Origin of the sequence: Limosilactobacillus rudii, assembly GCF_014145455.1 — a bacterium.
GTDB classification, from domain to species: domain Bacteria; phylum Bacillota; class Bacilli; order Lactobacillales; family Lactobacillaceae; genus Limosilactobacillus; species Limosilactobacillus rudii.
The window spans coordinates 1-23,480 of the sequence record NZ_JACIVB010000053.1; the positions used below are offsets into that span (position 1 = coordinate 1).

A 23,480-nucleotide genomic window follows, 5' to 3' on the forward strand; every position below is an offset into this window, starting at 1 on the left:
GTTAACTCGTTTCGCTGTCCTAGAGTACGTTCAATTTTCTGTAGGCAGTGGTAGCGGTCGAGAAAGTATTCTCCATGGGCACCTTGCGGAACTAAGTCTAATAGCTTAGTTGGTTCATAACCTGGGCCAGCGTCACTGGCCAAAAAGATCATTTGACCGGCAAGTTTGTAATGACAATCCAAATAATCACTTAGTCGTGATTCAAGCTGTCCTTGATGCCCGACACTAAGAAAATCACGCCGATTAATGATTTGATTAGCTACGCGTTCATAAACCCGGTAATGGTGTACAAGGGACAGCTGACCTGGATGATGGGCTTCTTTTTTGAGTTTAATCATAAACGCATCACCTTCGATTGTTAAATTATGTGGTGTGCGACGGTGAACAGTTTGTTGTTCATTCACCAGACTTTGTTCCACAACTCGGCTGCCTAACTCATGGACGGCATGCATGACCGAATCGGCAGTAATTCCACTATCAAACACCAAATTCAAAATATCAGCAGTGTTACGCATCGTTGTGGTTTGGGCAATTTTAGCCATCATCATTAAGTAGTGCGGTGATAACCGGCGACGTGGTTTGATTTTTAATTGTTGGTCTAAATAAAATTCACGTTTTCTTGATCCAACTTGATAATATCGGCGTTGAAAAGTCACCGGGCCAAAGATAAAGTTAAGGGTTCGTGATTGCTTATTGATAACCTGGTAATCAGCTGGTACCTGGGACTTAAGAGTTTGATCTAAGCTTTCTAAGAAGTTTTGCATGATTGCTTGGCCTAACTCCAGCACTCCTTTTAAAACAATTTGTTCAGCTTCAAATAAACTGCTTGATTTTACCAAATCGCGGTTAATTTCTGTTAAAATATCCATGAGGAAAGACCTGCCTTTGCTTAGTATTGGACACACTAAAGGCTACTGGTCTTTTCCTTTTTTGTAAATAAGTAAAATTGGTCTACAAAAAAGATCTTCATGACCAGATGAATTATTCATCCAACCTATGAAAATCTTACACTAACTTTAAATAAATTAAAATTCACCCACAACATCTTTATCAGAAAATGAATGTGGATCAGGGACAAATGAAATATCAGTATCAATAATTCCAAACTTTTCGCGAAGAATATTTTCAATATGTTCTGATAGTTGGAAACTTTGTAAGATTGTCATTTTAGCGTTGACCATGACAGACGCATCGAGAGTGACTACATTGCCATTATAATGAGCCTTTAACTCGACTACTTTAACAACTGGGTCAACTTGCATAATTGCTTGGCGGTATTCTTGCTCTGCACGGGGGTCAAAATAATCAGTTAAATTAAGACTACTATCAAAGAAAATTTTGAGGCCAGAATATAAAATAAAAAAGCCAACAATAATACTGGTTACACCATCAAGCCAGCGAATATCAAAGAGGAGTGCTCCACCAATAGAAATCAAGGTTCCAATACTGGTAAAAGCATCGCTAAGGCTATCTTGAGCAGAAGCGAGTAAGGCTGCATTTTTTAATTTAAGCCCAGTGCGCCTGTTCATATACCAGACAATTAACATAATGACAGAAGCAATCCCCGCTCCGATTAAAGCAACTGGCTGGGGAACTACCCGGCTTGCGGGATTAAGAAGGCCCTTAATTCCGTCGATGATAACACTAAAGGCAATTGCGACCATTACTACAGCGGTTACAAGTGAAAAAATGGTTTCATACCGCCAACGAACAAATTGCACTCGTTGATCTGAACCCATATGTGCTTGGTAGTTTCCGGTAGGCAATTTTGCTCCGATAATGTCATCATCATCAACGTCTTGTGCAATGTGAAGACCCATCATAAGTAAGAACGTTGAAATTATTCCTGAAAGATTATTAAAGGCATCGGCACGTAAAGTCTGAGATTTACTCATCTCAGCTAACCAGTATTCAATGATCGAAATGACAACGTAAGCAACAAGATTATAAATTAGGTGGTGTTGTGAGGCACGGATTTTAGTGAGTTCTTTTGCTTGGGTATGTTCCCAATTGTTCATTTCTGTAGTTGTATGTCTCTTGAATTTAGTCATTAATTATAAGCTTCCTTAACGATCAAAATTACTTTTATTGTAACGCAAATAAAAATAAAACGACTGGTGAAAAGCTTTTCGCCTTTACCAGCCGTCTAAGATAAAAATAAATGAAAATAATTGCTAGGCCCGATTGTTAATTACGTGGGCGCATGTTGCAATAATCAGTGCAACAAAGCTAACCAAGGCGATCATATTACTCATAATTGACATCATATTGAACAACTCCTTTAACATAATTAAAAATAATTTTTTACAGCACAACTAAGTTAGTTGCCTTTATGGGAAAAACTATTTGCTGGTCTTTCCCCCTCTCCAACGAATATTGTAACAGCTCTCAAGACTAGTGACGATAATAATTAGCTAAGCTTTTAATGAGCTTTTTATATAATTATGACAGGATTTATAAGTGAAAAATTACAAGTAAGTGTTATGTGAATAAATTAATTTTAATTATTAATTGAAACCGGTGTTTTGCCTAAAAAATATAAGCTATATTGCGATTTTAGTTAATTCTCTTAAGGCGAGAGGAAATGTTGTGAAGCCGTCACTGCTTAAAAAGTGTCCGCCATGGTCTTGAACTATGAGGTTTGCTCTAATCTTTTTAGCGATGTCAATACTATTTTTATATGGCGCAATTGGATCGTCTTTTGCAGTAATTATGGTTGCCTTAGAAATTTTAGGTAATATTTGCTGATACTTAGGCGCAGGCACCATGAATTTATCGAGTTGAGGATAGGCCGGTAAACTCTTGTCAAATGCTCCTACTAATAGTAATCGGGCATCGTTAATTTGGTGTTGTTCAATGTAGCGGAGAGCAGTGATGCAGCCAAGACTGTGGGCTATAAGAATAAGACCGTTATGGGGACTAATTTGCTTATCAACTGCCTGGTTCCATTCACTTTGGATTGGCCAATCGGGATTAGGAAGCCACAGCCGGTCAATATCAATCAATGGTTTAGCTGCTTCCTCTAGCCATGGGAACCAGTCGTCATCGCGGGTCGATGTTCCGTGAATTAAATATGCTTTTGTCATTTTGAGGACTCCTATTTCATAAAGTGCTTTAATGTTACCATGCCAATGATTAACAATAAAATTGCTAGGGAACTGGTAAGGATTTCGTAGGGCTGACCGTGAGCGGCTATCAGTCCCCGAATCAGTGCCATAATTCCTAAACTAAGCAAAAAATCAACTGCAATATGGCCATGGTGTTTTAGGGCAGCAATAATCATAGTAATAAATGAAAAGAAAAGGAAAAAGACAATTACCCGGTCTAAAATTTCAAAAATAACATGGTCGGTATTTCCAGCGAGCATTAAGGGAATAAGAGAGAAAATTTCGGTAAATAAGAGGAAAGTTAAGATGACGCCTAGAATTGCTAGTGCTAAGATTGTAAATAGTCGTAAAGCGTGACTAAATTTTGCGGCTAGTTCATAAATTTGTTTCATTAAATCAGTGGCTCCTTCCATAAAAAGCTTTTTATCTTAAGAATAGCAATAATTTAGAAACTTACAAAAGAAAACGAAATTAACTTCTAACAAAATTTAGCTAATATTTAATGAAATATTTAGAGAAAGTATGCGATACTTAAAATGAAAATTAAAGGAGGAGCGGAAAATGCGAAAACCTTTTATTGCAGCTAATTGGAAGATGCACAAAAATGTCCAAGAATCAGTAGAATTTGTTAACGCGATTAAAGGAAAACTTCCTGACCCGCAAAAACTTGAAGTCGGTATTGCAGCCCAAGCATTTGCATTACCTAGTATGAAGCAGGCGGCGGATGACTCGGGTCTTAAAATTATCGCACAAAATGCTTCGGCAGAATATTCAGGACCATATACTGGTGAAATTAGTCTACGGGGATTAGCAGATTCGGGAGTTTCTTATGTTATGCTAGGACATATTGAACGGCGACGATTATTCAACGAAGATAATGATATAGTTAATCGGAAAGTCTTAGCAGCACTTGAAATGGGTGTGACACCGATTATTTGTACCGATGAGACAATGGTTCAAAAAGAAGTCAACGGTGAGATTCACTATGTTTTTCAACAATTGATGAGTGTTCTTCGTGGAGTTTCGCTTGATCAGATAAAAAAAGTGGTAGTTTCTTATGAACCAAGTTGGGCGGTTGGCTTTGGACAACATGCTAATCCGACACTGGCTGAAGAGGGATGTCGGCAAATTCGGCGAACGATTGCTGATAATTATACTTATGAGATCGCAGATAAGATTCGGATTCTCTACGGAGGAAGTGTTAATCCAGATAATATTGGAATGATTATGGACAAGCCAGATGTTGATGGAGTCTTGATTGGAAGAGCTAGTCTCGATGTTGATAATTTTTTACGGATGATCAATTACCTAAAAAATGATCAGAAAAATTAAAAAATTCCTTTCCATCTACTGCTATTATGTGTTATAGTTATTAACAGTTGTTATGGCGGTATTGGTGAAGTTTGGTTAACACACCGGTTTGTGGGTCCGGCACGCGTGGGTTCAAATCCCACATACCGCCCTGGCCTAGAGGCAGTTCAGGTTATTCTGGATTGTCTCTTTTTTTTACTTATATTTGTAAACGCTTTATTTAGGGAAAGGGATGAATAACAATCGAAAGAGCAATCGCACGTGACTATGCAATCAGACCAAATGAAGAATTAGGGTTAACATCGGTTGGACGTTCTGATACTATGCCTGAACACAAATATGGGCCCGCCGTTCGTCCCTACTATTTGATTCATTACATCTTAGCGGGATCGGGTACTTTTAAGGTTAATAATATTGCATATCATTTACATGCAGGACAGGGATTTTTGATTGAACCGAATTATCGAACGACTTATGTGGCAGATAAGGAAACCCCTTGGTCCTATGTATGGTTGGGATTTGCTGGTAAAAGCGCTGCAACGTGGATTAACCAACTTAATATCTCAGAAACAAGTCCAGTTTTTAATAGTACTGAATCGTATGAACTTGCTGATTGTGTCAATAAGATTTTAGCTCTTGATAATTTAGCACCTGCAAATAATTTGCGGGCAATAAGTTACCTTTTTCGCTTCTTGAGCTATATTGCTAGGGGAACGGTTGCTAATGTCCAGCAAGTTAGGCCAAAACAAAACTACTATGTAACGGAAGCAATTCAGAATATTAGCCATCATGTCACAACGGTAACTGTTGATAATCTTGCGCAGGCAATTAATATTAATCGTAGTTACTTAACCGCCTTATTTAAACGAAACCTTGATTTGACACCAAGTGAGTATATTCGTAATTTTAGGATTACTAAAGCCCGCCATTTGTTAGAATCATCCGATACTAGTATTGATCAAGTGGCAGAACAATGTGGCTACCAGCATCTAAATTCTTTTACGCGGGTCTTCAAACAAACTTATGGGATAAGTCCGCGGCAATATCGGCAGCAAAGTAAAATAAAATAACTTCCAGCATTAATTTGTTATTGAGTGTTGGAAGTTATTTTTTGCTATTAAGCTGTTTTTATTAACTGGTTGCGAGAGAGAAGTGGCTCAGCAATATGCACTTTGAACCATTGAGTCAATGGTCCCATAAAGAGAGCAGTAATTACTGTTCCGATACCGAGGGTAACATTGAAAGCAAAGCCAATTATGACACAAATACTATCAGTAATAATTCGGCAGTATTTGAATGGTAGAAGGCGATATTTATAAGCGGCGATAAGGGCAATTGCATCATAAGCTGATACGCCAAGATCCGCGGTAAAATAAAGGGCAGCCGCTAAACAAGTAAAGACAATTGCAATTAACATTAACCCCCAACGAATAACAAGACTAGGATGAGGGATGGCATTATTCAGAAATTCCCGCATTATATCAGCTGTAACGCCAGTAAAGAGAAGATTGATAATTGTTGCAATTCCGATATAGTGTCGACGCAAAATGAAGACAAGAAATAACAGTATGCCTGTTAAAATTAAATAAAAAGTTGAATAAGTTGAACCAAAAATGTTGGCGATTCCCGTTACAAAACAGGTGAAAGGGTCAACACCAAGATTAGCTTTTTGAAGCATTCCAACGCAAAGGCCACAGAGGGTTACTCCGCAAAAGCCCATTAGTATTCGCTTGAATTGGTACATAAGCACACCTCGTTTTTAATGAGCATCAAAGATAAAGAGTCTGCTATAAAAATCCGTTGTTTCTTTGTTTTCACCAGCAGAGGCATCTGTAGTCACGAGTCCGATGTTAGCAAGCTCGTTCCCACTAAAAGAGCCAAGTTGCGCTCCATCTTCTTCTGTAACTTGGTATTCAATTGAAGGGTCAAGTCCTGGAATCCGTTGGCGTCGATATTCAGCATTAATATCATTGAGAATTTTAAAATATCCCATAATCGCATGTTTCTTATCAGAAGATACAACCAGCCAGCTAACGATGTTGCTGTTAAAAGGTGTCTTCAATCGATAAAATGTACCGAATTGAAAAAGCTGACGATGTTTTTTCATAAAGGTAACCTGGCGTTTAACCTGTAGTAGTTCATCTGGCGAAAGAGCATTGAGGTCCAATTCATAACCGAATGCGCCAAAGAATGCGACATCTGCGCGGGTTTTAAGTGGTGTTTGCCGCTGTAATTGTTCATTTGGCGAAATAGAAACATGGGCGCCCATTGAACTTGTTGGGTAGCAGTATGATGTCCCTGTTTGGATTTTTAATCGTTCAATTGCATCTGAATCATCGCTTGTCCAAGCTTGGGGAGCATAGTAGAGCATCCCAGCGTCAAACCGACCACCACCGCTAGCACAAGACTCAAATAAGATTTTAGGGAAATCATGAATTAGGCGGTCATAAAGGCGATATACTCCTAAAATATAACGGTGAAAAATTTCGCCTTGTTGGTCTGCCGGATAAGCTGATGAAAAACATTCCGTAATATTTCGGTTCATATCCCACTTGACATAATCAACTTTGCCTTCCCGTAATACCTTTGCCATTAATTGATAAACATAATCGACAACTTCTGGACGTGAAAAATCAAGCACATATTGTTTTCGCCCTTGTGAAGCGTGCCGATGAGGAGTCGTGATAATGTAATCAGGGTGGTGACGATAGAGTTCACTATCTTTATTGACCATTTCTGGTTCAAACCAAAGGCCAAACATCATTCCTAAGTCATGAATTTTTGCTGCTAATCCACTAATGCCATCGGGCAAACGATCGTGGTTAACCCACCAATCGCCAAGACCAGCTGTTTCAGTAGTCCGTTTGCCAAACCAGCCATCATCGAGGACAAAAAGTTCGATTCCTAATTTCTTTGCTGTTTTAGCAAGTGTTAGGAGTTTTTCTTCTGTAAAGTCAAAGTAGGTTGCTTCCCAATTATTAACAAGAATTGGTCGTTGCCGATCGCGCCAATATCCTCGAACCAGTTGTTTTTGATAAAGATGATGAAAGTTTTGACTGAGGTTATTCAATCCCTTACTGGTATAAACCATTACTGCTTCTGGAGTCTGAAATGATTGTTGCGGGCCAAGCTTCCATGAAAAATGAAAGGGATTAATCCCTACTTGAATTCGGGTAACCTTATAAGGGTCCACTTCGGCTTGAGCAAGAAAGTTCCCGCTATAGACTAGAGAAAAGCCATATGCTTCTCCTTGAAAATCATCGGTGTGTGGGCGCTTAAGAATAATAAACGGATTTTGCATGTGACTGGAGGCTCCTCGTGTACTTCCGACTGATTGAATGCCGGGACGGAGGTGGGAAGTTTTTAATTGGCGTTCACGTCCCCATGCGCCAGAAAACTGCATCCAATCGAAATCGTCATCTGGGAGATCAAGGTTCATACTCATAGCTGTAGGTAGTTGATAAGGCACCTTGGCGTGATTGATGAATCTAACATTACGAGCAATTGCATTATAGTGGTTAAAGATAGTATAAGAGATAACGAGGTCAACATTGATTAGCGAGTCATGTAATAAAACTTCCAGTGTTGTAGCGTCATCATCATTTTCAGTATAAGTTGCGGGAAGACCACTGAGTGTTGGCTTGCCTGCAAAAATTTTGTGCGATACATATTTAAAATTAGTGATAGTGCTACCATTTGGTTGTTTAAGTTCAAAGGCTGGTAAGCGGTAGTCAGTTGTCCCATATGCCGGATATTCTTGCTTTAAATTACCTAATGAAAAGGAATAATCATTATCATACACATATGATGTTACGGGCCGATATGTATTTTCAACTAAATAGTCATGATTATCACGATCGGGAACACGTTGACCAAAGAAAAGCTGACCAAGTTGATCATTTCGCAAAATTTTAATGATATAGCTTATATGGTTATTATATAAGTGAAATTCACGACTTTGTTGATGATATTTAATAGGCATGGCTATCTTCCTTTCGAGACTTTTATTTTTACTACTTTTTATAATAGCGCTTACATTATAGAAAAATAGTGAGTTTTGTTATTAAAATAGTGCTAAATGTTAGATAATAAAAAGACGCGATAGAAGTTGGAAACTTTACTATCTCGTCTAAAAAATTAGGCTATAAAATATAGTAGATACTTTTCTTTAATATAGGTAATTAATTCAAATTCCTATTGCGATAGAAAATCTTTATAATTTGGTCAAGCGGAATTGCCTGAAGGAAGGTTGTAAACAAAATCAGTAAAGAACCGATAATTGCTGCTAAAGTTAAGTGCGTTCCTAAAAGAGTGATAGCCAAAAAGGTGGCAACTAATGGTTCAAACGCACTAAGAATGCCAGTTGCAGCTGGTGAAATGTAACGAATACTTTGAAGAAACATTGTATAAGAAAACATTGTGCCGCCAATGATTATATAGACGATAAGGAACCATTGCCATCCTGTTAAAGTTGGCAGATGGTATGCTAGTAAACATGGAATTAAAATAATACCACTAATTAGCATTGCTAACCCACATACAGTAAGGGCATCGAATTTTTGCAACAGTGGACGTGGGAGCATAGTGTAAAGTGCTGCCGCAAACGCACACCAAATTCCCCAGAATAAGGCAGGCGGGGTTAAAGTTAATTTATCAATATGACCACCGGTAACAAGATAAAAAGTGCCGATAAGGGCAATGATTATTGAAAGATAGTCAATTCGGCGGGGCCTTTTACGTTGAGCAAGTGCTAGCCAAATAATAATAATTACAGGTTGTAGGTATTGGATTACGGTTGCAGTGGGGGCATTACTGTATTTTACTGCCAGAAAATAGGTCAATTGTGAATTCATCATTCCTAATAAAGCGAATGTCAATAAGATAATAAAATTGGCACGATGGCTAATAATTGAACGAACTTGCCGAGGTTGCTTATAAAGGCTCCAACTTGTTAATAAAATTCCAGCGGTTAATAACCGGAGAGCAACTAGCCAACTTGTTGTAATATCGGTTGTACTAAAAAGGTATTGTGCAGCAGCACCTGAGCCACCCCACAATGAAGCTCCACCGGCTGCTAGTAATACACCTTTTGTTTGTTGCTTCAATTAACTCCCTCCTCTAAGGTGAATTTTCTTAAATGTAACATGAATTTAACTTGGAATGAATGGTAATGCTAAAATAGATAATTTAAAATGAAAAATAGGACATGTGGAAAAAGGAGTCTTAATATGAGAAAAGTAAAAATTGGTGGAACAAATTGGGAAGTTTCCAATATCGCTCTGGGAATTATGCGAATGGGAACATTGACAGTATCACAGTCATTAGATGCATTGATGGCGGCTCATGATGCTGGTATAAATTTTATTGATTCTGCTGATATTTATGGAAATGACCCTAAGTTGGGACGGGGATCATCAGAAATTCATTTTGGACAAGCCTTTAAGAAGGGCGGTTTTAAGCGTGAAGACTTTTATATTCAATCGAAAGGTGGCTTATTTGCAAATAGCGATAATAAGATAACCCGTTATGATTCATCAAAGAAACATCTAATTGCGGCGGTAAATGGCATTTTGCAGCGGATGCAGATTGATTATCTTGACTCATTTTTAATCCATCGCCCTGATCCGCTGATGGAACCAACTGAAATTGCAGAAGCATTTGATGCCCTACAAGCGGCGGGGAAGGTACGTCATTTTGGAGTTTCAAATTTTAATCCACAACAAATTGAACTATTACAAGCTGCTACTAATCAGCGGTTGTTAATTGATCAAGTTCAATTTGGCTTAAAACATACCGAAATGATTGACTTTGGTTTACATACAAACATGGCGGATGCAAGGGCTACTAATCGGGATGGTAGTCTAATTGAATATACTCGTCGGAAGCATATGACAATTCAGACGTGGTCACCTTTCCAATATGGAACATTTGCTGGTACTTTTATCAACAATGACAAATTTCCTGAACTAAATGAAGCTCTTGCCCAGCTAGCTGACAAGTATGGGGTAAGTAAAAACGCGATTGCAGTTGCTTGGATTCTTCGTCATCCGGCTCATATGCAAGTTCTTCTTGGAACTATGACACCTGCGCACATAAAGGATAGTGCTGAGGGTAGCGATATCACTTTAACAAGTCAAGAGTGGTATGATCTCTATCATGCGGCGGGGAATGATCTGCCATAATGAAAAATAATTATCAACAATTTTACCATTGTATTTCGGCTCCTTTTCGCCACCACTCCGCTGCTTTGAAGCTTTTGCGGGGTGTTAATTTATTTGTTGTGTGGATAATGTACTTTGTTTACATTGGTCTGTTGCTATGGGTAATAAAAACACATCCTAGCATTCTGTGGAAAGTAGTACTTATTCCTGGAATTGGCTTTATAATTCTATCAGTTGTTCGCCAACGGATTAATGCGCCTCGTCCTTATGAAAAATTTGCGATAAAGCCCCTGATTTTTCGGGATAAAACAGGCGATTCTATGCCAAGTCGCCATGTTTTTTCGGCAACCGTGATTGCAATGTGTGGATTATATTTCAGTATTTCCTGGGGAATAATTCTATTACTTTTGGCAGTCGTATCTGCTATTACCCGGGTGATTGGCGGAGTCCACTTTCCTCGTGATGTCTTTGTCGGCTTTATATGCGGACTTATTTGCGGTTTATTTTTATTCTTAGTGTAATTTTTGAAGGAGTGAAATTGATGGATGGTTCAATCCTACGGGATGCAATCTTAAATGGTCTTGTTAACAGCAAATATCAAGGACACGCAGAGATAGGACCAGAACTTTTGACTAATAGCCAAGATGCGACAATCTGGCAGGTATTACGCCGGGAATTATTAACATGCCGTAATTTTACTTGGGTGGTAGCCTTCATCACGCCAGATATGTTGGTTCCATTTAAAGTAGTTATGGCTGACCTAGCACAAAAGGGAGTTAGTGGCACGATTATTACTGGTAGTTACTTGAATTTTAACCAGCCAGTAGTATTCGAAGAGTTACAGAAGATTCCTAATTTAACTGTAAAAATTGCTAGCAGTGACGGCTTCCATGTTAAAGGATATCTGTTTGATCACGATCAATATCAGACCATGATTATTGGCAGTGCTAATTTTACACGTTCTGCTTTATTAGTTAATAAGGAATGGAATCTTAAATTAAGCTCATATCGTGAAGGGACACTTTTCCAGCAAGTGGCAAACGAGTTAGCTACAATTAAAAAATATAGCGAAGTGCTAGATGCAGCATGGATTGCTAATTACCGTCGTCAATGGCGTGCACCATCGCCAAATTCAGCGATAAGTAAACCTGCAGGCACGGTTACTCCTAACAAAATGCAGATAGCCGCATTGAAGCAGTTAACATCACTAATTAATAGTGGGGCTAAAAAGGGCCTTGTTGTTTCTGCAACAGGAACCGGGAAAACTTATTTAGGTGCCTTTGCGGTAAAGAATTATCAACCACGGCGCTTTTTATATGTAGTTCATCGGGAACAAATTGCGCGGAAGTCAATGGCGAGCTTTCACCGGGTAATTGGCGGTTCGTTAAGTGACTATGGATTATTAACCGGTAATCAACGGGATTGGCATGCTAAATATTTATTTGCGACAGTTCAGACGCTAAGTCAGCCATCTGTTTTAAATCGATTAAATCACAATGAATTTGACTATATCTTAATTGATGAGGCCCACCGTGCAGCGGCGCCAAGTTATCGCCGGGTATTTGAACATTTTACTCCGCAATTTTGGCTAGGAATGACAGCAACGCCAGAACGGATGGATAATCAAGATGTGTATAGGCTTTTTGATTATCATTTAGCGTATGAAATTAGACTTAGGGAAGCGTTAGCGGCAAAAATGCTTGCTCCCTTTCATTACGTGGGAGTCGCTGATTATGAATTAGGTGGTGAGCTAATTAGTGAGACATCAAAACTGAGTCAGCTAGCAGCACCTAAACGAGTTAAATATATTCTTAAGCAATTAGACTACTATGGGTATTGTGGTCACCATCCCCGCGGTTTAGTTTTTTGCAGTCGGCAGGAAGAAGCTAAAGCATTAGCTAAACAGTTTTCGGCTGCTGGACATCCGGCCAAAGCCCTCACTAATCAAAATAGTCCTCAAGAACGTAGAGGAGCAGTTGACCAATTAGAAAATGGTACTCTGGAATATTTAATTACGGTTGACCTATTTAATGAAGGAGTAGATATTCCGTCATTAAATCAAATTATTATGATGCGTAATACGCAATCGCCAATTGTTTTCACCCAACAGCTAGGGCGTGGTTTACGTAAGTATCCTGAAAAAGACTATGTTACCGTAATTGACTTTATTGGTAACTATAAGCATAACTATATGATTCCGCTTGCGTTGAACCAGGATAATAGTCGTAATAAAGATCGGGCACGGCAAGAAGTGAAACTTCCTACAAGCCTTGATGTATCAACAATCAATTTTAGCCGGATCGCAGAAGAGCATATTTTGACCTCGCTTGACCATGTTAAGCTTGATTCAATGCGTGAATTGCGTCAAGCTTACCAAGACTTAGCCCAACAACTTGGCCGGTCACCATTGCTGCTTGATTTTTACCAATATGGTTCGGTCGCCCCACAAGTATTTGCTCATAATGCACGACTTGATCATTATGGTGCTTTTCTAGAAAAAATGGGTCACCAGGTTGAGTTAACAAATTATGAAAGTAAAGTGTTAATGTTTTTAACCAAGGAACTGCTTGATGGTAAACGCCCTCATGAGTTAGTGTTACTCCAAATGCTAGCTGCTCATGGATCGTGTACAATTGATGAATTTAAACAGGAATTAACGTGCCAGGGCATTTTTGTATCGGCAAATATTTTACAGTCAGTAGATAGTATATTGAACTTGGACTTTTTTGCTGTAAAATCAGGCAAGCAATTAAAAAAAGATCAGTATGGTGGTCGAGCTATTGTTAACCATTCAGATCTTTTTACTTACCAGCTTAACCCTGCTATTCAGGAAGGATTAGGGCATCATAAGGATTTTAGTCAGTTGTTTAATGATGTCATTGTGACGGGATTAAAGCTTGCCAAAGCCTATGATTTTCAAGCTGCTTTTACCCTTTATCAGCAATATGATCGAAAAGATGTCTGTCGACTGCTGGACTGGCCTTTAGATGTTAGTGCGCCAATGTATGGATATCGGGTAGCAGAAGATGTTTGTCCAATTTTTATCACCTATCATAAGGAATCACCAAAGAAGCGAAATGCTATCTATAATAACCAGTTTCAAGATGGTCGGTCAATTCGTTGGTATACGCGAGCTCCTCGCCACCTTAGCTCTGCAGAGGTACAACGCTTATTAGCGGGAGTTAAAGTTGGTCAGCCAAAAGTGAAGCTCCATTTATTCATTAAAAGCAGTGATGCGGTTGGAAAGGATTTTTATTATTTAGGAACTGCCCACATCCAGCCTGGATCAGTAGCAGAAGAATTGATAGGACCCAAAAAGAAAACAGCAGTTGGGATGAATCTCATTTTGGATCACCCATTACCGCCATCAATTCTTGATTTATTAGCGGTCTAGGAACCTTATTACTTTTATTTCACTATTAACCTTCTATAATTATAGTAATAGAAAGAAGATGACTAATAATGGCAAAAGGTAATGTAAAGACCAGTGATAAACGATCTATTCGGGATGTGAAATTAGACGAATTGGCCGGATTATTAAATGAATATGACGTTAATACTATGGGCGCCTTAGTAAAGTCATTAAAGAAGGGAACAAAGAAAAAAGAAAAACACAATAAGGTTGCTGAGTTGCGTGACACAATCGATCGTCAGCAAGAGCACATTGCTGAACAAAAAGATACGATTGATCAGCTTAATAACCATATTTCAAAGTTAATCGATCATCTTGATAATAAATTATAAACAAAAAAACGTGAAAGCAAAGCTTATTTATGATTTTGCTTTCACGTCCTGCAAGTATAAGTAGGGGCTCTAGAGTTCGGTAAAGCCAAACTCTAGAGCCCTTTTGCGCACTGTATTATTTGAAAATTTTGATAAAAGTACTTATATCGCAGCTTGTCATTCCTACGACCAGATAGGTTAAGAATAACAGAAAATGAAGAAATTAAGCTTATTTCTTAACTGGTTCCTTAAATAAATCGTTGAAAGCTTCACTAATTGTTGGGTGAGTATAAATTTGGTCGCGAAGTACTTGATATGGGATCTTTGCGCGCATCGCTAGAGCAATCATGTTGATTATTTCTTGAGCTTCTTGAACGTATAATGTTGCCCCTAAAATTAAGTTTGTTGCTGGATCAACTAGTACTTTAAGCATTCCTCGCGTATCTTTGAGTACCTTCGCTTTGGGGATTGCTGCCGCCGACATCTTAAAGAGTAAGTAATCCTGTCCCTGCTTTTGGGCTTCTTTTTCAGTTAAGCCGACTTGAGCTAAAGGAGGCTCGATAAATACACTTGTTGGCACGATTGATCGATCACTAACATGGCGGGTGCCATTTCCCGCAAGCTCATCTTTAATAATCCGAAAGTCATCTAAAGAAATATAAGTAAATTGGGAACCGCCTTTCACATCGCCGATCGCCCAAACATTAGGAACGCTGGTGTGGAGGTGGTCGTCGACGATAATTGCGCCATGGTTATCAACCTTAATGTCAGCATTTTGAAGGTCAAGGCTAGCAGTTTCCGGCTGGCGACCAGTGGCAATTAGAATCTTATCGGCAAAAAGAGTTGTTTCATGTTGATTATTGTTTGTCAAAGTAATAACGGCCTGTTCATCTTGCCTACTGATTTGTTTGATATTAGCCCCAACTTCAAACTTAATCCCATTATCAGTAAGGTTTTGAATAATCATTTCGGCAATATCATCATCTTCATTAGGTAAAATTTTTTCGTGACGATCAAGGATCGTTACATGGGATCCAAAATTGGTAAACATATTAGCAAATTCTAGCCCAATATAACCACCGCCGATAATAACAAGTTCGCGTGGCAACTTAGATTGATTCATGGCCTCCGTTGAAGTTATTACAAAAGGATTATTTTTTAACCCGGTAATATCGGGAATCTGTGGTTTAGCGCCAGTATTAATAAAAATACGTTCACCCTTATAATCTAATGTTGATCCGCTAGTTGTTTGCACTTCGATAGTATGGTTGCTAGTAAAATGGGCGACTCCATCAACGACCGTAATATTATCTTCACTTGCAAGCATTTCATAATTCTTTTTACGTAATTGAGCAGTCATGACGTTTTTGCCATCAATTGCATCTTCAAACGAAGTGTTATGGGCTGCTTCGATAATGAGCCGTTTAGATGGGAGACAAGCAATATTAATACATGCTCCGCCATACATTTGATTTGACTTTTCAACCATGAGGACCTGTTCGCCGCGTTGTGCAAGAAATTTAGCTAGTGTTTTGCCACCTTTACCAAAACCAATAATAATATTTTTGATCGTTTTCATAGAAAATCTCCTGGTTAGTTTTTTGTGTACCTAAATTATACTAATCCTGGATTAATTGTCACTAAAATTGCTTAAGTGAGACAGCGTGGTGTATATGTGCTTACAATGGTTTTCTGGGTAGGCACTTTTATGTTTTTGTCTGGTGGAATTATTAAAAATCTTTTCTTATTAAACGTCTGATTATGGTATAATTATATCGAACATATGTTTTGCAGAGGGAGGAGCAATATGGTACAGAAAACGATGCCGATTATTCACTTTAGCTCTTTTTTGCCAGTGACAACGATGATATTACAGGCAGTACCGCCGACTAAAGACGTGACTGGGAAAGTATCAAAGGCTGCTAAGGTTGAAAATTTTGACCAATTACGTGACGTATTGAACAGCAATGCGCGATTGTTAATTTTAGACCTTGAATTTTACCAAGACCAACAAAAAAATCAGAATGGTGTGGCCCAAATTGCGGGACGAATGTACGAAAGGCATATTAGCTTTGATTATCATTTATACGGTCGTAATATGTCGGCGGATCGTCAATTAGCTTTTTTGCGACAATATGATGTGTGCCTTTCAGAGGCAAGTACATATACGATTGATGAAATCTTTCGGCGTATTTTTCGATTTATTGCGACTGAGCAACCAGATTATATTGTAAGTTGGGATAATAGTACCGATTTTGAACTGTTAAACCGCGAAGCAAACCGGTTGAAAATACCTAAAGAAGAGCGACCGTGGCGTACTATCCAATCATTAGATTTAGAGAAATTAGTAGCTAAGGAAGTCTGGAAAAATAAAAATGCGATTAGCTTAGAAAAGATGTGTCGGTTATTGCATTTGCCAGCGATTAAGTTTCATCAAGCACAGAATGATGTGCTTGCAATCGAACAAATCTTAAAATTTTATGCTCGTGATCTTAGTCAAGAATTAAATGTTTAAAGCGATCGTTACTAAAATTTAAACTTTAGTTCACGAATTATCCCGATTAGCTTTTTATAATGTTGACAATCGAAAGAAGGTGAACGAGATAAAATTCATTTTTCGACTTCTTAAGCGAGCTTTCGTTTTGGGACTTTTAGTAGGTGGAGGATGGCTTTATTTCAATAATTATCAAGCGCAGGCAACGACTAACCAAACAGTATGGAATGTTCGGGAACGCCTTGCAAAACTAATTAATAAGGAAAATACGAGCTCCGGTGATGACACAAACCTCCATTTAAATGATACTAATAATCGTTCCTCTAAGAATAACCAGCAACCAACAACAGAACAGCAAACAAGTACTCAGACGTCAATTCCGTCAACAGGACGTTGGGCGACAAATCAGGCATCAGTTTATGTTAATACTAATAATCCTCAATTAGATGCGGCTGCTAATTCAGCGATCCAGGCTTGGAACCAGACAGGGGCATTTACATTTAAACGGATAGATAATCAAAGTAAAGCAGATATTGTTGTTACAACGATGAACCGTTCTGATTCTAATGCGGCCGGATTAACTAAGACATCGTCAAATTCATTAACTCGTAAGTTTATGCACGCAACAGTATACTTAAATACATATTATTTATCAGATCCAAGTTATGGATATAGCCAAGAGCGGATTATCAATACTGCAGAGCACGAATTAGGCCATGCAATTGGCTTGGATCATACAAATACAGTTTCAGTAATGCAACCGGCCGGATCATTTTATACAATTCAGCCGACAGATGTTCAAGCTGTTCAAAAACTTTACTCTGAAAATAAATAATTAAATAATAAGGCTTTTTGGTAAGGTACTAAGTTAATGTTATGTAAGTCAGTAGTATTTAACTAAGTACCTTATTTATTAATCAGACAATTTACGTGCTTTCAGTGCCCACAGAATTGAAACGGTGTCAATTACTTCTTGTAGCATTGCACCGACGAAAGCAGGGATGATTCCAGTACTAGCAACTAACATTAGAATTGTACAAATTGCAATTCCAATCAAAACTGCTTGTTTAGCAATTTTTAACGTTTCCTCTGAAATTGCCACAGCTTTTGCGACCCGTGAAAGGTCATCTTTAAGAATTACGACCGATGCCGATTCGCTTGCTGCGGTTGAGCCATGAGCGCCCATTGCAATTCCTACATCAGCAGTGACAAGGGATGGAGCATCATTAACCCCGTCGCCAACCATAAAGACCGGATGCTCGTTTGATGGAATCGCCTTTAAAGCTTTAATTTTATCTTGAGGAAGGAGGTCGGCTTTGACCTGCGTAATTCCTACTTGTTTAGCGACTTTATCGGCAATTACTGCTTGATCACCAGTAAGCATTAACAGGTTAGTAACGCCTAATTTTTTGAGATCTGTCATCGTTCGTTTGGCTTCAGGACGGATATGGTCAGTGAACGTAATTGCCCCAATATACTTTTTGTCGACACTGACATATATAGCGGTTGAAGTCTGCATTGCATTCATATTATGGCTGGCGACATACTTGAGCTTGCCAACGCGCACCTCATGATTATCAACTGTGGCTCGGATTCCTTTTCCTGTTACTTCTTCTAGGTTGGTAACTGTTGACAGTGGCGTATTATTCGCACTTGCATAAGAGAGTAGAGATCGCGCCAGAATATGTGAAGATTGTTGTTCTGCACTGGCAGCATAATGGAGGAGCTTATTGCTGTTAATGTTGTCAGCGGGAATTGATTTATCAACGGTTAGCTGTCCACTTGTAATTGTTCCTGTTTTATCGAATGCCCCAGTTTTTGCTGCTGCTAATTTTTCAAGAACACTTCCCGTCTTGACAACAATCCCATTACGGGAAGCACGGCTCATTCCAGAAACCATTGCTACCGGTGCTGCAAGAATTAATGGGCATGGAGAAGCGACTACTAAGACTTCAGCGAACCGTTCTGGATGTCCTGAAATTAGCCAAGCAAGTGATGAAATAATAATAGCTACAATTGTAAAGGGGACGGCATACCGGTCAGCTAACCGTACAAAGTGTGCCGGAGTTGATTCTGCTTCCTTAACCAGTTTAATAAGTTGTTGATATTGACTGTCTTTAGCAAGTTTAGTAACTTGCAGGGTCACTGCATGGTCGCCATTTATTGACCCTGACATTACTTCATCACCAAGGCCTTTAGAAATAGGGCGTGATTCACCAGTCAATGATGATTCATCAAATAGTCCGCCACCAGCTTTGATAAAGCCATCAACTGGCACTAATTCACCTGGCTTGACAATTATTTGATCACCGACTTTAACATCATTAACCGGAATATCTTTTGAACCATCATTAGTGATTAAATGAGCTGTTTGTGGTGAATTGTCGAGGAGAGCTTTCAGTTCGGTGCTAGCCTTTTTAGCGGCGTAATCTTCAAGGGCATCCCCACCTGTTAGCATTACGAGAATAACCATGGCTGCCCAATATTCACTAACAGCCAGGGTTGCAACCACCGCCATGATAGCCAATAAGTCCACACCATATTTTCCGCTTCGAATGGTTTTAATCATGCCAACGAACATTGAAAAAGCAACAATCGCTCCTACAATTGTTACGAGAACTTGAGCAAATAATTGTAAATGAAAGCCGAATTGTAGAATAACAGCAATCGCAGCAATTATTAAAATGATAATAAGTTTTTGCTTATTTGATAATTTTTTCATATATATCCCCCTATCTTAAATTGTTGACCTCCCTTTCAATTATAAAGTTTTTAATTAAAGATATTATGAAAAAGCGTAAAATATTAAGAAAATATGAGGAGGTTTGTAATGGATAAACCATATTATCAGCGAATATTTGTGATAATTATTGACTCGTTAGGGATTGGGGCAACTCCCGATGCAGTCTCTTTTAACAGTTTAGGTGCTGATACGTTGGGTCACCTTGATGCACATTTCCGAATGCGACTGCAATTACCAACATTGCAAAGCTTGGGTTTAGGAAATCTTCATCCAACGATGGGAATGCCATCATTATTAACACCACGAGCAGTCTTTGGTAAGATTCACCCATGCTCAATTGGGATAAGCGATCGGGAAAGTCAATGGGAAATGATGGGGCTGCCTACTTTAGAAATGCCGGCGATTTTTGTAGGTGGTGTGCCAGTAGCGATTGTTAACCATTTTCAACAAAGAATAAAGAGACCAGTCATTGCAAATTCACGAATGAATTTAAGAGCTGCGTTACAAAATTATGGGATGGAACAATTAAAAACGAGTGGGCTGATTATTTTTACAGACAGCTCGTCGACTGTTTGGTTAGTGGCGCATGAAGATACGGCATCAGTTTCGTCGCTAAAAAAATATTGCATAACTCTTCGCAAGATTTTGGATGAGGCGGGCTATAAAATTGAGAAGGTAAATGGCGTATTATTTAAAGGACAAACGATAACAAACTTTTTTCCTTGTGCGCTGTATTCATCGCCATTGATGCCGCCGGACTCGACTATTTTAGATACTTTGCGGGCGAATAATTACACGGTAAGCATGATTGGTAAAACAGCCGAAATCTTTGGCGAAGGTAGTAAAAACAGAGATGAAAATAATCTGGAATGGTTGCGGGCTTTAGATGAGACGATTACTAAAGACTTTGCGGGATTGTGTGTAACAGATCTTGGTGAATTTGACTACCAATATGGTCAAAAACGTAATCCTGAAGGCTTTGGCAGTGAATTAATGCGAGTTGATAAAAAGCTCTCCCAGGTAATTAAGAAACTACATTCAACTGATTTAATAATTTTAACCGGCAATTATGGCAACGATCCATCTTATCCTGGTGAATTCCATACTCGTGAATATGTTCCGTTGATGGTATGGTCACCGCGTTTGGATGTCAGTGAAGAACTGCCTATTCGGTTATCACTAGCTGATATTGGCGCAACAATCCTTGATAATTTTGGGTTGATAACCAAGACAACATACGGTAGAAGTTTTCTCAATAGCCTAGTATAGATTCGCTGCTAAAAGCTGTCGCGTCTTCTATTAGTCGATTTTTTATTCAAATTACATCTTAACCAAAAAAGAAGGCTGGAATTCCAGTCTTCTTTTACTAAGAGGTAGTTAATTAACGATGATAGTGAAAGTAAATAGCGATTCCCATAAGGATGACAAGAAGCAAAATTGCCAGTTGCGGATCACTTTTAAAAAGTTCATGCATTGCATGGATTTGTCCGATACCAAGTGGGGGAGTAAACATAAGTTAGCTTCCTTTCAGAGATTAGTAGTTATTGGTTAAAAATTCTTCCATGTTTGTTGGCCGGTGTCCGGTAATGTGGGCAAAATCATCAGTTACTGTATCCATTAACCCCATAGCTGCTGCTTGATACATTGAGGCAAGTTCATCTCCGTCTCCTTCAGCTTGATAGATTTCGGCAAATTTTTTAACCGTGACCGGAGCGTAGCCAATTTCTTCGCCAGTGACCTTGGTCATGATATAGCTGAGCTCGGACATTGTATAATTTTTATCCATTGTTAAGAGATAATTTTGCCCTTTATCACGTAGGTAAGGTTTTACAGCAATGTTGGCGATGACTTCGGCACTATCCTGACGAGAGATGAAACTCATTGCCTGATCACCAACCGGGTAAATAACGTTATGGCGTTCAATTAGTTCGGGTAAGTAGGGAACCAAGGGGTCAGCGTACAGTGAATTTTTAACAATTGCGTAATTTAATCCTGTACTGGCAAGGCGGGCAGGGAGATAGGCGTAATATCCAGCCATTTGGAAGGGATTATTGTATTGGTCGGCAATAAAACTAACATCAACGATATTCTCTACGCCGGCTTTAATCATCGCAGTAAGTGAGTTTTCAAACTCATCGATTCGCCCCTTAACAGAGTAAGTAATGCTTGGAATATAAATTAGGACATCTATTCCCTTAAATGCCTTGACCATCAAATCAACATCATTATAGTCAAGGGCAGCAATTTCATAACCAGCTTCCTGAAATTTCTTGGCCTTAGTTGGATTATGGGCACCAACCCGAATATTTTCGGGAGCAGTAAATTTGCTTAATTCTTGAACGACGTATTGGCCGAGATGACCAGTTGCACCAGTAATTATGTATTTCATTTTGTAGCCTTCTTTCTTTGCAATGCTTCTTTTTGTGCCTGTTTAACGCGAATTGTATTTATTACATCTTGGAGAGTCGTTGCGGCGAGTTTAGCTTTAGCGGCATTTTCAGCTTGTTGATAATATTCATTAAGCGTTTCTTGAATATTGGCACCAACAATACATGCCGGATTTGTTCGCTTATCAATAGCAAAAAGATGAGCATCCCCTTCAATTGCAAGAAAAACATCATATAAAGATATCTCAGTAGCTTTTCTAGCAAGTTGGGGATCAGCTGTACCGTGAACCGTATTGATTAAGCCAGCTTTGCTGAGGGCACTCATCAAGCGGCGTACAACAACCGGCGAGGTTTCAACGCTATCAGCTATGTTATTGCTAGTGAGTGGGATAATATCTTGGTAAATATCAATAAATGCCAAGATTTGAATACTATCGCTAAAACGTGTTGAAATTTTCATATTATCATTCCTTTAATATTTATTGTAACTAATAAAGTTACAATTAGTCAAGCGATTAATATTGTATTTTCTTGACAATCAAACTGATTAAGAATAATATGATGGTGTTAAATGAAACTTAAATAGTTACAAAGATGGAGTGGAGGAGAAAAATGAGAGTAAAGAAAATTATGGCAGCATCATTGCTAGCTGCTGGGACCTTGCTATTAGGAACAATCATGCCAACAGTTGCCAGTGCTGCGAACAATAAGCCGATTATTGTTGGTTCTAAGAATGTTTCCGAAAGTAAAACGGTAAGTGAGATATACGCATTATCTCTTGAACATGCCGGATATAAAGTTACTCGTAAACCCAACATTGCCAATAATGTTATATTTAGTTCAACTCAAAAGGGACAAATTGATGTATATCCAGATTACACCGGAACAATTGTCGAGACATATCTGAAAAAGAAAGGAACTGGTAAGAGCGCAAGTGAGATGGCTAAGATTGCCCATCAAGGCGTTGCTAAATATGGCTTAACAACCTTCAACTATGCGCCGGGTGATAATCGTCAAGGAATTGCAATGCCGACAAAGATTGCACGCAAGGACCATATTACTAATCTCAGCCAATTACAAAAGAAGGCGAATAAGATTCGTTTCGCCTCCCAGGGTGAATTTGAAAAGCGTGCAGATGGATTACCCGAAATGAATAAGGTTTATGGTAAGTTTAATTTTAAATCAATTAAAGATTATGATGTAAACCTTCTCTATCGCATTATGGAACAGGGCAAGGCAGAAGCAGCTCCAGTCTCAACCACTGATGGTCAATTAGCAACAAGTAAATTTACTTTAATTAAGGATAATAAAAATATTTGGCCACCATATAACTTAGTTCCCGTGGTTAATAAAAAGGCCGCTAAAAATTATCCAAAGATGGAGAAAACCTTAAACGCAGTAGACGCAAAGCTAACTACTAAACAACTAGTTGCATTAAATAAAAAAGTTAATGTAAACCACCAGAATTACAAGACCGTGGCCCAAAATTGGTATAATCAGAATATGAAATAAGGTTAGGGGAGAGACTAGAACAAAATTTGTTTGTCTCTTCCT

22 protein-coding genes and 1 tRNA gene are annotated in these 23,480 nt (G+C 38.7%); 11 read left to right on the top strand and 12 right to left on the bottom strand.

Going from position 1 to position 23,480, the window contains the following annotated elements; translation table 11 throughout:
- From H5S39_RS05340 to psiE, 4 genes are all read right to left on the bottom strand, one after another.
- A partial coding sequence (locus H5S39_RS05340) for a UPF0236 family transposase-like protein (protein ID WP_182597231.1) occupies nt 1-869 on the bottom strand: 869 nt, incomplete at its 3' end.
- Nucleotides 870-1,025: 156 nt separating this feature from the next.
- Complete coding sequence (locus H5S39_RS05345; RefSeq protein ID WP_182597230.1) at nt 1,026-2,051, bottom strand: cation diffusion facilitator family transporter; 1,026 nt, start codon at nt 2,049-2,051, stop codon at nt 1,026-1,028.
- 492 nt (nt 2,052-2,543) lie between these two features.
- Complete coding sequence (locus H5S39_RS05350) at nt 2,544-3,086, bottom strand: RBBP9/YdeN family alpha/beta hydrolase (protein WP_182597229.1); 543 nt, start codon at nt 3,084-3,086, stop codon at nt 2,544-2,546.
- A gap of 11 nt (nt 3,087-3,097) precedes the next feature.
- A complete protein-coding gene (gene psiE / locus H5S39_RS05355) occupies nt 3,098-3,499 on the bottom strand; it encodes a phosphate-starvation-inducible protein PsiE (RefSeq protein WP_182597228.1) in 402 nt (133 codons plus the stop codon).
- A gap of 169 nt (nt 3,500-3,668) precedes the next feature.
- Between psiE and tpiA the strand changes: the two genes are divergently transcribed.
- From tpiA to H5S39_RS11705, 3 genes are all read left to right on the top strand, one after another.
- On the top strand, nt 3,669-4,439 hold the full coding sequence (tpiA, locus tag H5S39_RS05360) for a triose-phosphate isomerase (RefSeq protein ID WP_182597227.1): 771 nt from the start codon (nt 3,669-3,671) through the stop codon (nt 4,437-4,439).
- Between the two features lie 55 nt (nt 4,440-4,494).
- Nucleotides 4,495-4,569 (top strand) — tRNA-His (locus tag H5S39_RS05365).
- A 121-nt stretch (nt 4,570-4,690) separates the two neighbouring features.
- Entirely contained in the window at nt 4,691-5,488 is a 798-nt protein-coding gene (locus H5S39_RS11705; RefSeq protein WP_310735859.1) for an AraC family transcriptional regulator, read from the top strand.
- Between the two features lie 47 nt (nt 5,489-5,535).
- Here the strand turns inward: H5S39_RS11705 and H5S39_RS05375 are convergent, their stop codons facing one another.
- From H5S39_RS05375 to H5S39_RS05385, 3 genes are all read right to left on the bottom strand, one after another.
- Nucleotides 5,536-6,162 (bottom strand): YczE/YyaS/YitT family protein, encoded by a 627-nt coding sequence (locus tag H5S39_RS05375; RefSeq protein WP_182597226.1) that lies wholly within the window; start codon nt 6,160-6,162, stop codon nt 5,536-5,538.
- Nucleotides 6,163-6,177: 15 nt separating this feature from the next.
- A complete protein-coding gene (locus H5S39_RS05380; RefSeq protein WP_182597225.1) occupies nt 6,178-8,400 on the bottom strand; it encodes an alpha-galactosidase in 2,223 nt (740 codons plus the stop codon).
- 199 nt (nt 8,401-8,599) lie between these two features.
- On the bottom strand, nt 8,600-9,523 hold the full coding sequence (locus H5S39_RS05385) for a DMT family transporter (RefSeq protein ID WP_182597224.1): 924 nt from the start codon (nt 9,521-9,523) through the stop codon (nt 8,600-8,602).
- A 123-nt stretch (nt 9,524-9,646) separates the two neighbouring features.
- Between H5S39_RS05385 and H5S39_RS05390 the strand changes: the two genes are divergently transcribed.
- The 4 genes from H5S39_RS05390 (at nt 9,647) to H5S39_RS05405 (ending at nt 14,323) form a co-directional block, all read left to right on the top strand.
- Entirely contained in the window at nt 9,647-10,600 is a 954-nt protein-coding gene (locus H5S39_RS05390) for an aldo/keto reductase (RefSeq protein ID WP_182597223.1), read from the top strand.
- Complete coding sequence (locus H5S39_RS05395; protein ID WP_182597222.1) at nt 10,600-11,100, top strand: phosphatase PAP2 family protein; 501 nt, start codon at nt 10,600-10,602, stop codon at nt 11,098-11,100. The genes H5S39_RS05390 and H5S39_RS05395 overlap by 1 nt, the downstream gene beginning before the upstream one ends.
- A gap of 20 nt (nt 11,101-11,120) precedes the next feature.
- On the top strand, nt 11,121-13,973 hold the full coding sequence (locus H5S39_RS05400) for a DEAD/DEAH box helicase (protein ID WP_182597221.1): 2,853 nt from the start codon (nt 11,121-11,123) through the stop codon (nt 13,971-13,973).
- 68 nt (nt 13,974-14,041) lie between these two features.
- The gene (locus H5S39_RS05405; protein ID WP_182597220.1) at nt 14,042-14,323 is read left to right on the top strand and encodes a hypothetical protein; all 282 of its coding nucleotides are present in this window, start codon (nt 14,042-14,044) and stop codon (nt 14,321-14,323) included.
- A 208-nt stretch (nt 14,324-14,531) separates the two neighbouring features.
- On the opposite strand, the gene H5S39_RS05410 is transcribed toward H5S39_RS05405, so the two are convergent.
- Nucleotides 14,532-15,881 carry an FAD-dependent oxidoreductase gene (locus tag H5S39_RS05410; RefSeq protein WP_182597219.1) on the bottom strand — a complete coding sequence of 450 codons (1,350 nt, stop codon included), beginning with the start codon at nt 15,879-15,881 and terminating at the stop codon, nt 14,532-14,534.
- A gap of 228 nt (nt 15,882-16,109) precedes the next feature.
- Between H5S39_RS05410 and H5S39_RS05415 the strand changes: the two genes are divergently transcribed.
- Nucleotides 16,110-16,817: a 3'-5' exonuclease family protein gene (locus H5S39_RS05415; RefSeq protein ID WP_182597218.1), complete on the top strand. Its 708-nt coding sequence runs from the start codon at nt 16,110-16,112 to the stop codon at nt 16,815-16,817.
- 79 nt (nt 16,818-16,896) lie between these two features.
- A complete protein-coding gene (locus H5S39_RS05420) occupies nt 16,897-17,631 on the top strand; it encodes a M57 family metalloprotease (protein WP_182597217.1) in 735 nt (244 codons plus the stop codon).
- Nucleotides 17,632-17,709: 78 nt separating this feature from the next.
- On the opposite strand, the gene H5S39_RS05425 is transcribed toward H5S39_RS05420, so the two are convergent.
- Entirely contained in the window at nt 17,710-19,518 is a 1,809-nt protein-coding gene (locus H5S39_RS05425) for a heavy metal translocating P-type ATPase (protein ID WP_182597216.1), read from the bottom strand.
- A 108-nt stretch (nt 19,519-19,626) separates the two neighbouring features.
- On the opposite strand from H5S39_RS05425, the gene H5S39_RS05430 reads away from it, so the two are divergent.
- The gene (locus H5S39_RS05430) at nt 19,627-20,808 is read left to right on the top strand and encodes a phosphopentomutase (protein ID WP_182597215.1); all 1,182 of its coding nucleotides are present in this window, start codon (nt 19,627-19,629) and stop codon (nt 20,806-20,808) included.
- A 112-nt stretch (nt 20,809-20,920) separates the two neighbouring features.
- On the opposite strand, the gene H5S39_RS11615 is transcribed toward H5S39_RS05430, so the two are convergent.
- Genes H5S39_RS11615 through H5S39_RS05440 form a run of 3 tightly spaced genes read right to left on the bottom strand, consistent with a single transcriptional unit; the run spans nt 20,921 to nt 22,386 of the window.
- Nucleotides 20,921-21,052, bottom strand: a complete 132-nt coding sequence (locus tag H5S39_RS11615) for a hypothetical protein (RefSeq protein ID WP_259407323.1) — start codon at nt 21,050-21,052, stop codon at nt 20,921-20,923.
- A gap of 21 nt (nt 21,053-21,073) precedes the next feature.
- Nucleotides 21,074-21,928 carry an SDR family oxidoreductase gene (locus tag H5S39_RS05435; protein WP_182597214.1) on the bottom strand — a complete coding sequence of 285 codons (855 nt, stop codon included), beginning with the start codon at nt 21,926-21,928 and terminating at the stop codon, nt 21,074-21,076.
- Entirely contained in the window at nt 21,925-22,386 is a 462-nt protein-coding gene (locus tag H5S39_RS05440) for an Rrf2 family transcriptional regulator (protein WP_182597213.1), read from the bottom strand. The genes H5S39_RS05435 and H5S39_RS05440 overlap by 4 nt, the downstream gene beginning before the upstream one ends.
- Nucleotides 22,387-22,538: 152 nt before the next feature.
- On the opposite strand from H5S39_RS05440, the gene H5S39_RS05445 reads away from it, so the two are divergent.
- Entirely contained in the window at nt 22,539-23,438 is a 900-nt protein-coding gene (locus H5S39_RS05445; protein ID WP_182597212.1) for a glycine betaine ABC transporter substrate-binding protein, read from the top strand.
- Nucleotides 23,439-23,480 lie beyond the last annotated feature (42 nt).

Coding starts and splice junctions, on each gene's coding strand:
- H5S39_RS05345 (WP_182597230.1), bottom strand. CDS start 2,051: ATGACTAAATTCAAGAGACATACAACTACAGAAATGAACAATTGGGAA.
- H5S39_RS05350 (WP_182597229.1), bottom strand. CDS start 3,086: ATGACAAAAGCATATTTAATTCACGGAACATCGACCCGCGATGACGAC.
- psiE (WP_182597228.1), bottom strand. CDS start 3,499: ATGAAACAAATTTATGAACTAGCCGCAAAATTTAGTCACGCTTTACGA.
- tpiA (WP_182597227.1), top strand. CDS start 3,669: ATGCGAAAACCTTTTATTGCAGCTAATTGGAAGATGCACAAAAATGTC.
- H5S39_RS05375 (WP_182597226.1), bottom strand. CDS start 6,162: ATGTACCAATTCAAGCGAATACTAATGGGCTTTTGCGGAGTAACCCTC.
- H5S39_RS05380 (WP_182597225.1), bottom strand. CDS start 8,400: ATGCCTATTAAATATCATCAACAAAGTCGTGAATTTCACTTATATAAT.
- H5S39_RS05390 (WP_182597223.1), top strand. CDS start 9,647: ATGAGAAAAGTAAAAATTGGTGGAACAAATTGGGAAGTTTCCAATATC.
- H5S39_RS05395 (WP_182597222.1), top strand. CDS start 10,600: ATGAAAAATAATTATCAACAATTTTACCATTGTATTTCGGCTCCTTTT.
- H5S39_RS05400 (WP_182597221.1), top strand. CDS start 11,121: ATGGATGGTTCAATCCTACGGGATGCAATCTTAAATGGTCTTGTTAAC.
- H5S39_RS05405 (WP_182597220.1), top strand. CDS start 14,042: ATGGCAAAAGGTAATGTAAAGACCAGTGATAAACGATCTATTCGGGAT.
- H5S39_RS05410 (WP_182597219.1), bottom strand. CDS start 15,881: ATGAAAACGATCAAAAATATTATTATTGGTTTTGGTAAAGGTGGCAAA.
- H5S39_RS05415 (WP_182597218.1), top strand. CDS start 16,110: ATGGTACAGAAAACGATGCCGATTATTCACTTTAGCTCTTTTTTGCCA.
- H5S39_RS05425 (WP_182597216.1), bottom strand. CDS start 19,518: ATGAAAAAATTATCAAATAAGCAAAAACTTATTATCATTTTAATAATT.
- H5S39_RS05430 (WP_182597215.1), top strand. CDS start 19,627: ATGGATAAACCATATTATCAGCGAATATTTGTGATAATTATTGACTCG.
- H5S39_RS11615 (WP_259407323.1), bottom strand. CDS start 21,052: ATGTTTACTCCCCCACTTGGTATCGGACAAATCCATGCAATGCATGAA.
- H5S39_RS05435 (WP_182597214.1), bottom strand. CDS start 21,928: ATGAAATACATAATTACTGGTGCAACTGGTCATCTCGGCCAATACGTC.
- H5S39_RS05440 (WP_182597213.1), bottom strand. CDS start 22,386: ATGAAAATTTCAACACGTTTTAGCGATAGTATTCAAATCTTGGCATTT.
- H5S39_RS05445 (WP_182597212.1), top strand. CDS start 22,539: ATGAGAGTAAAGAAAATTATGGCAGCATCATTGCTAGCTGCTGGGACC.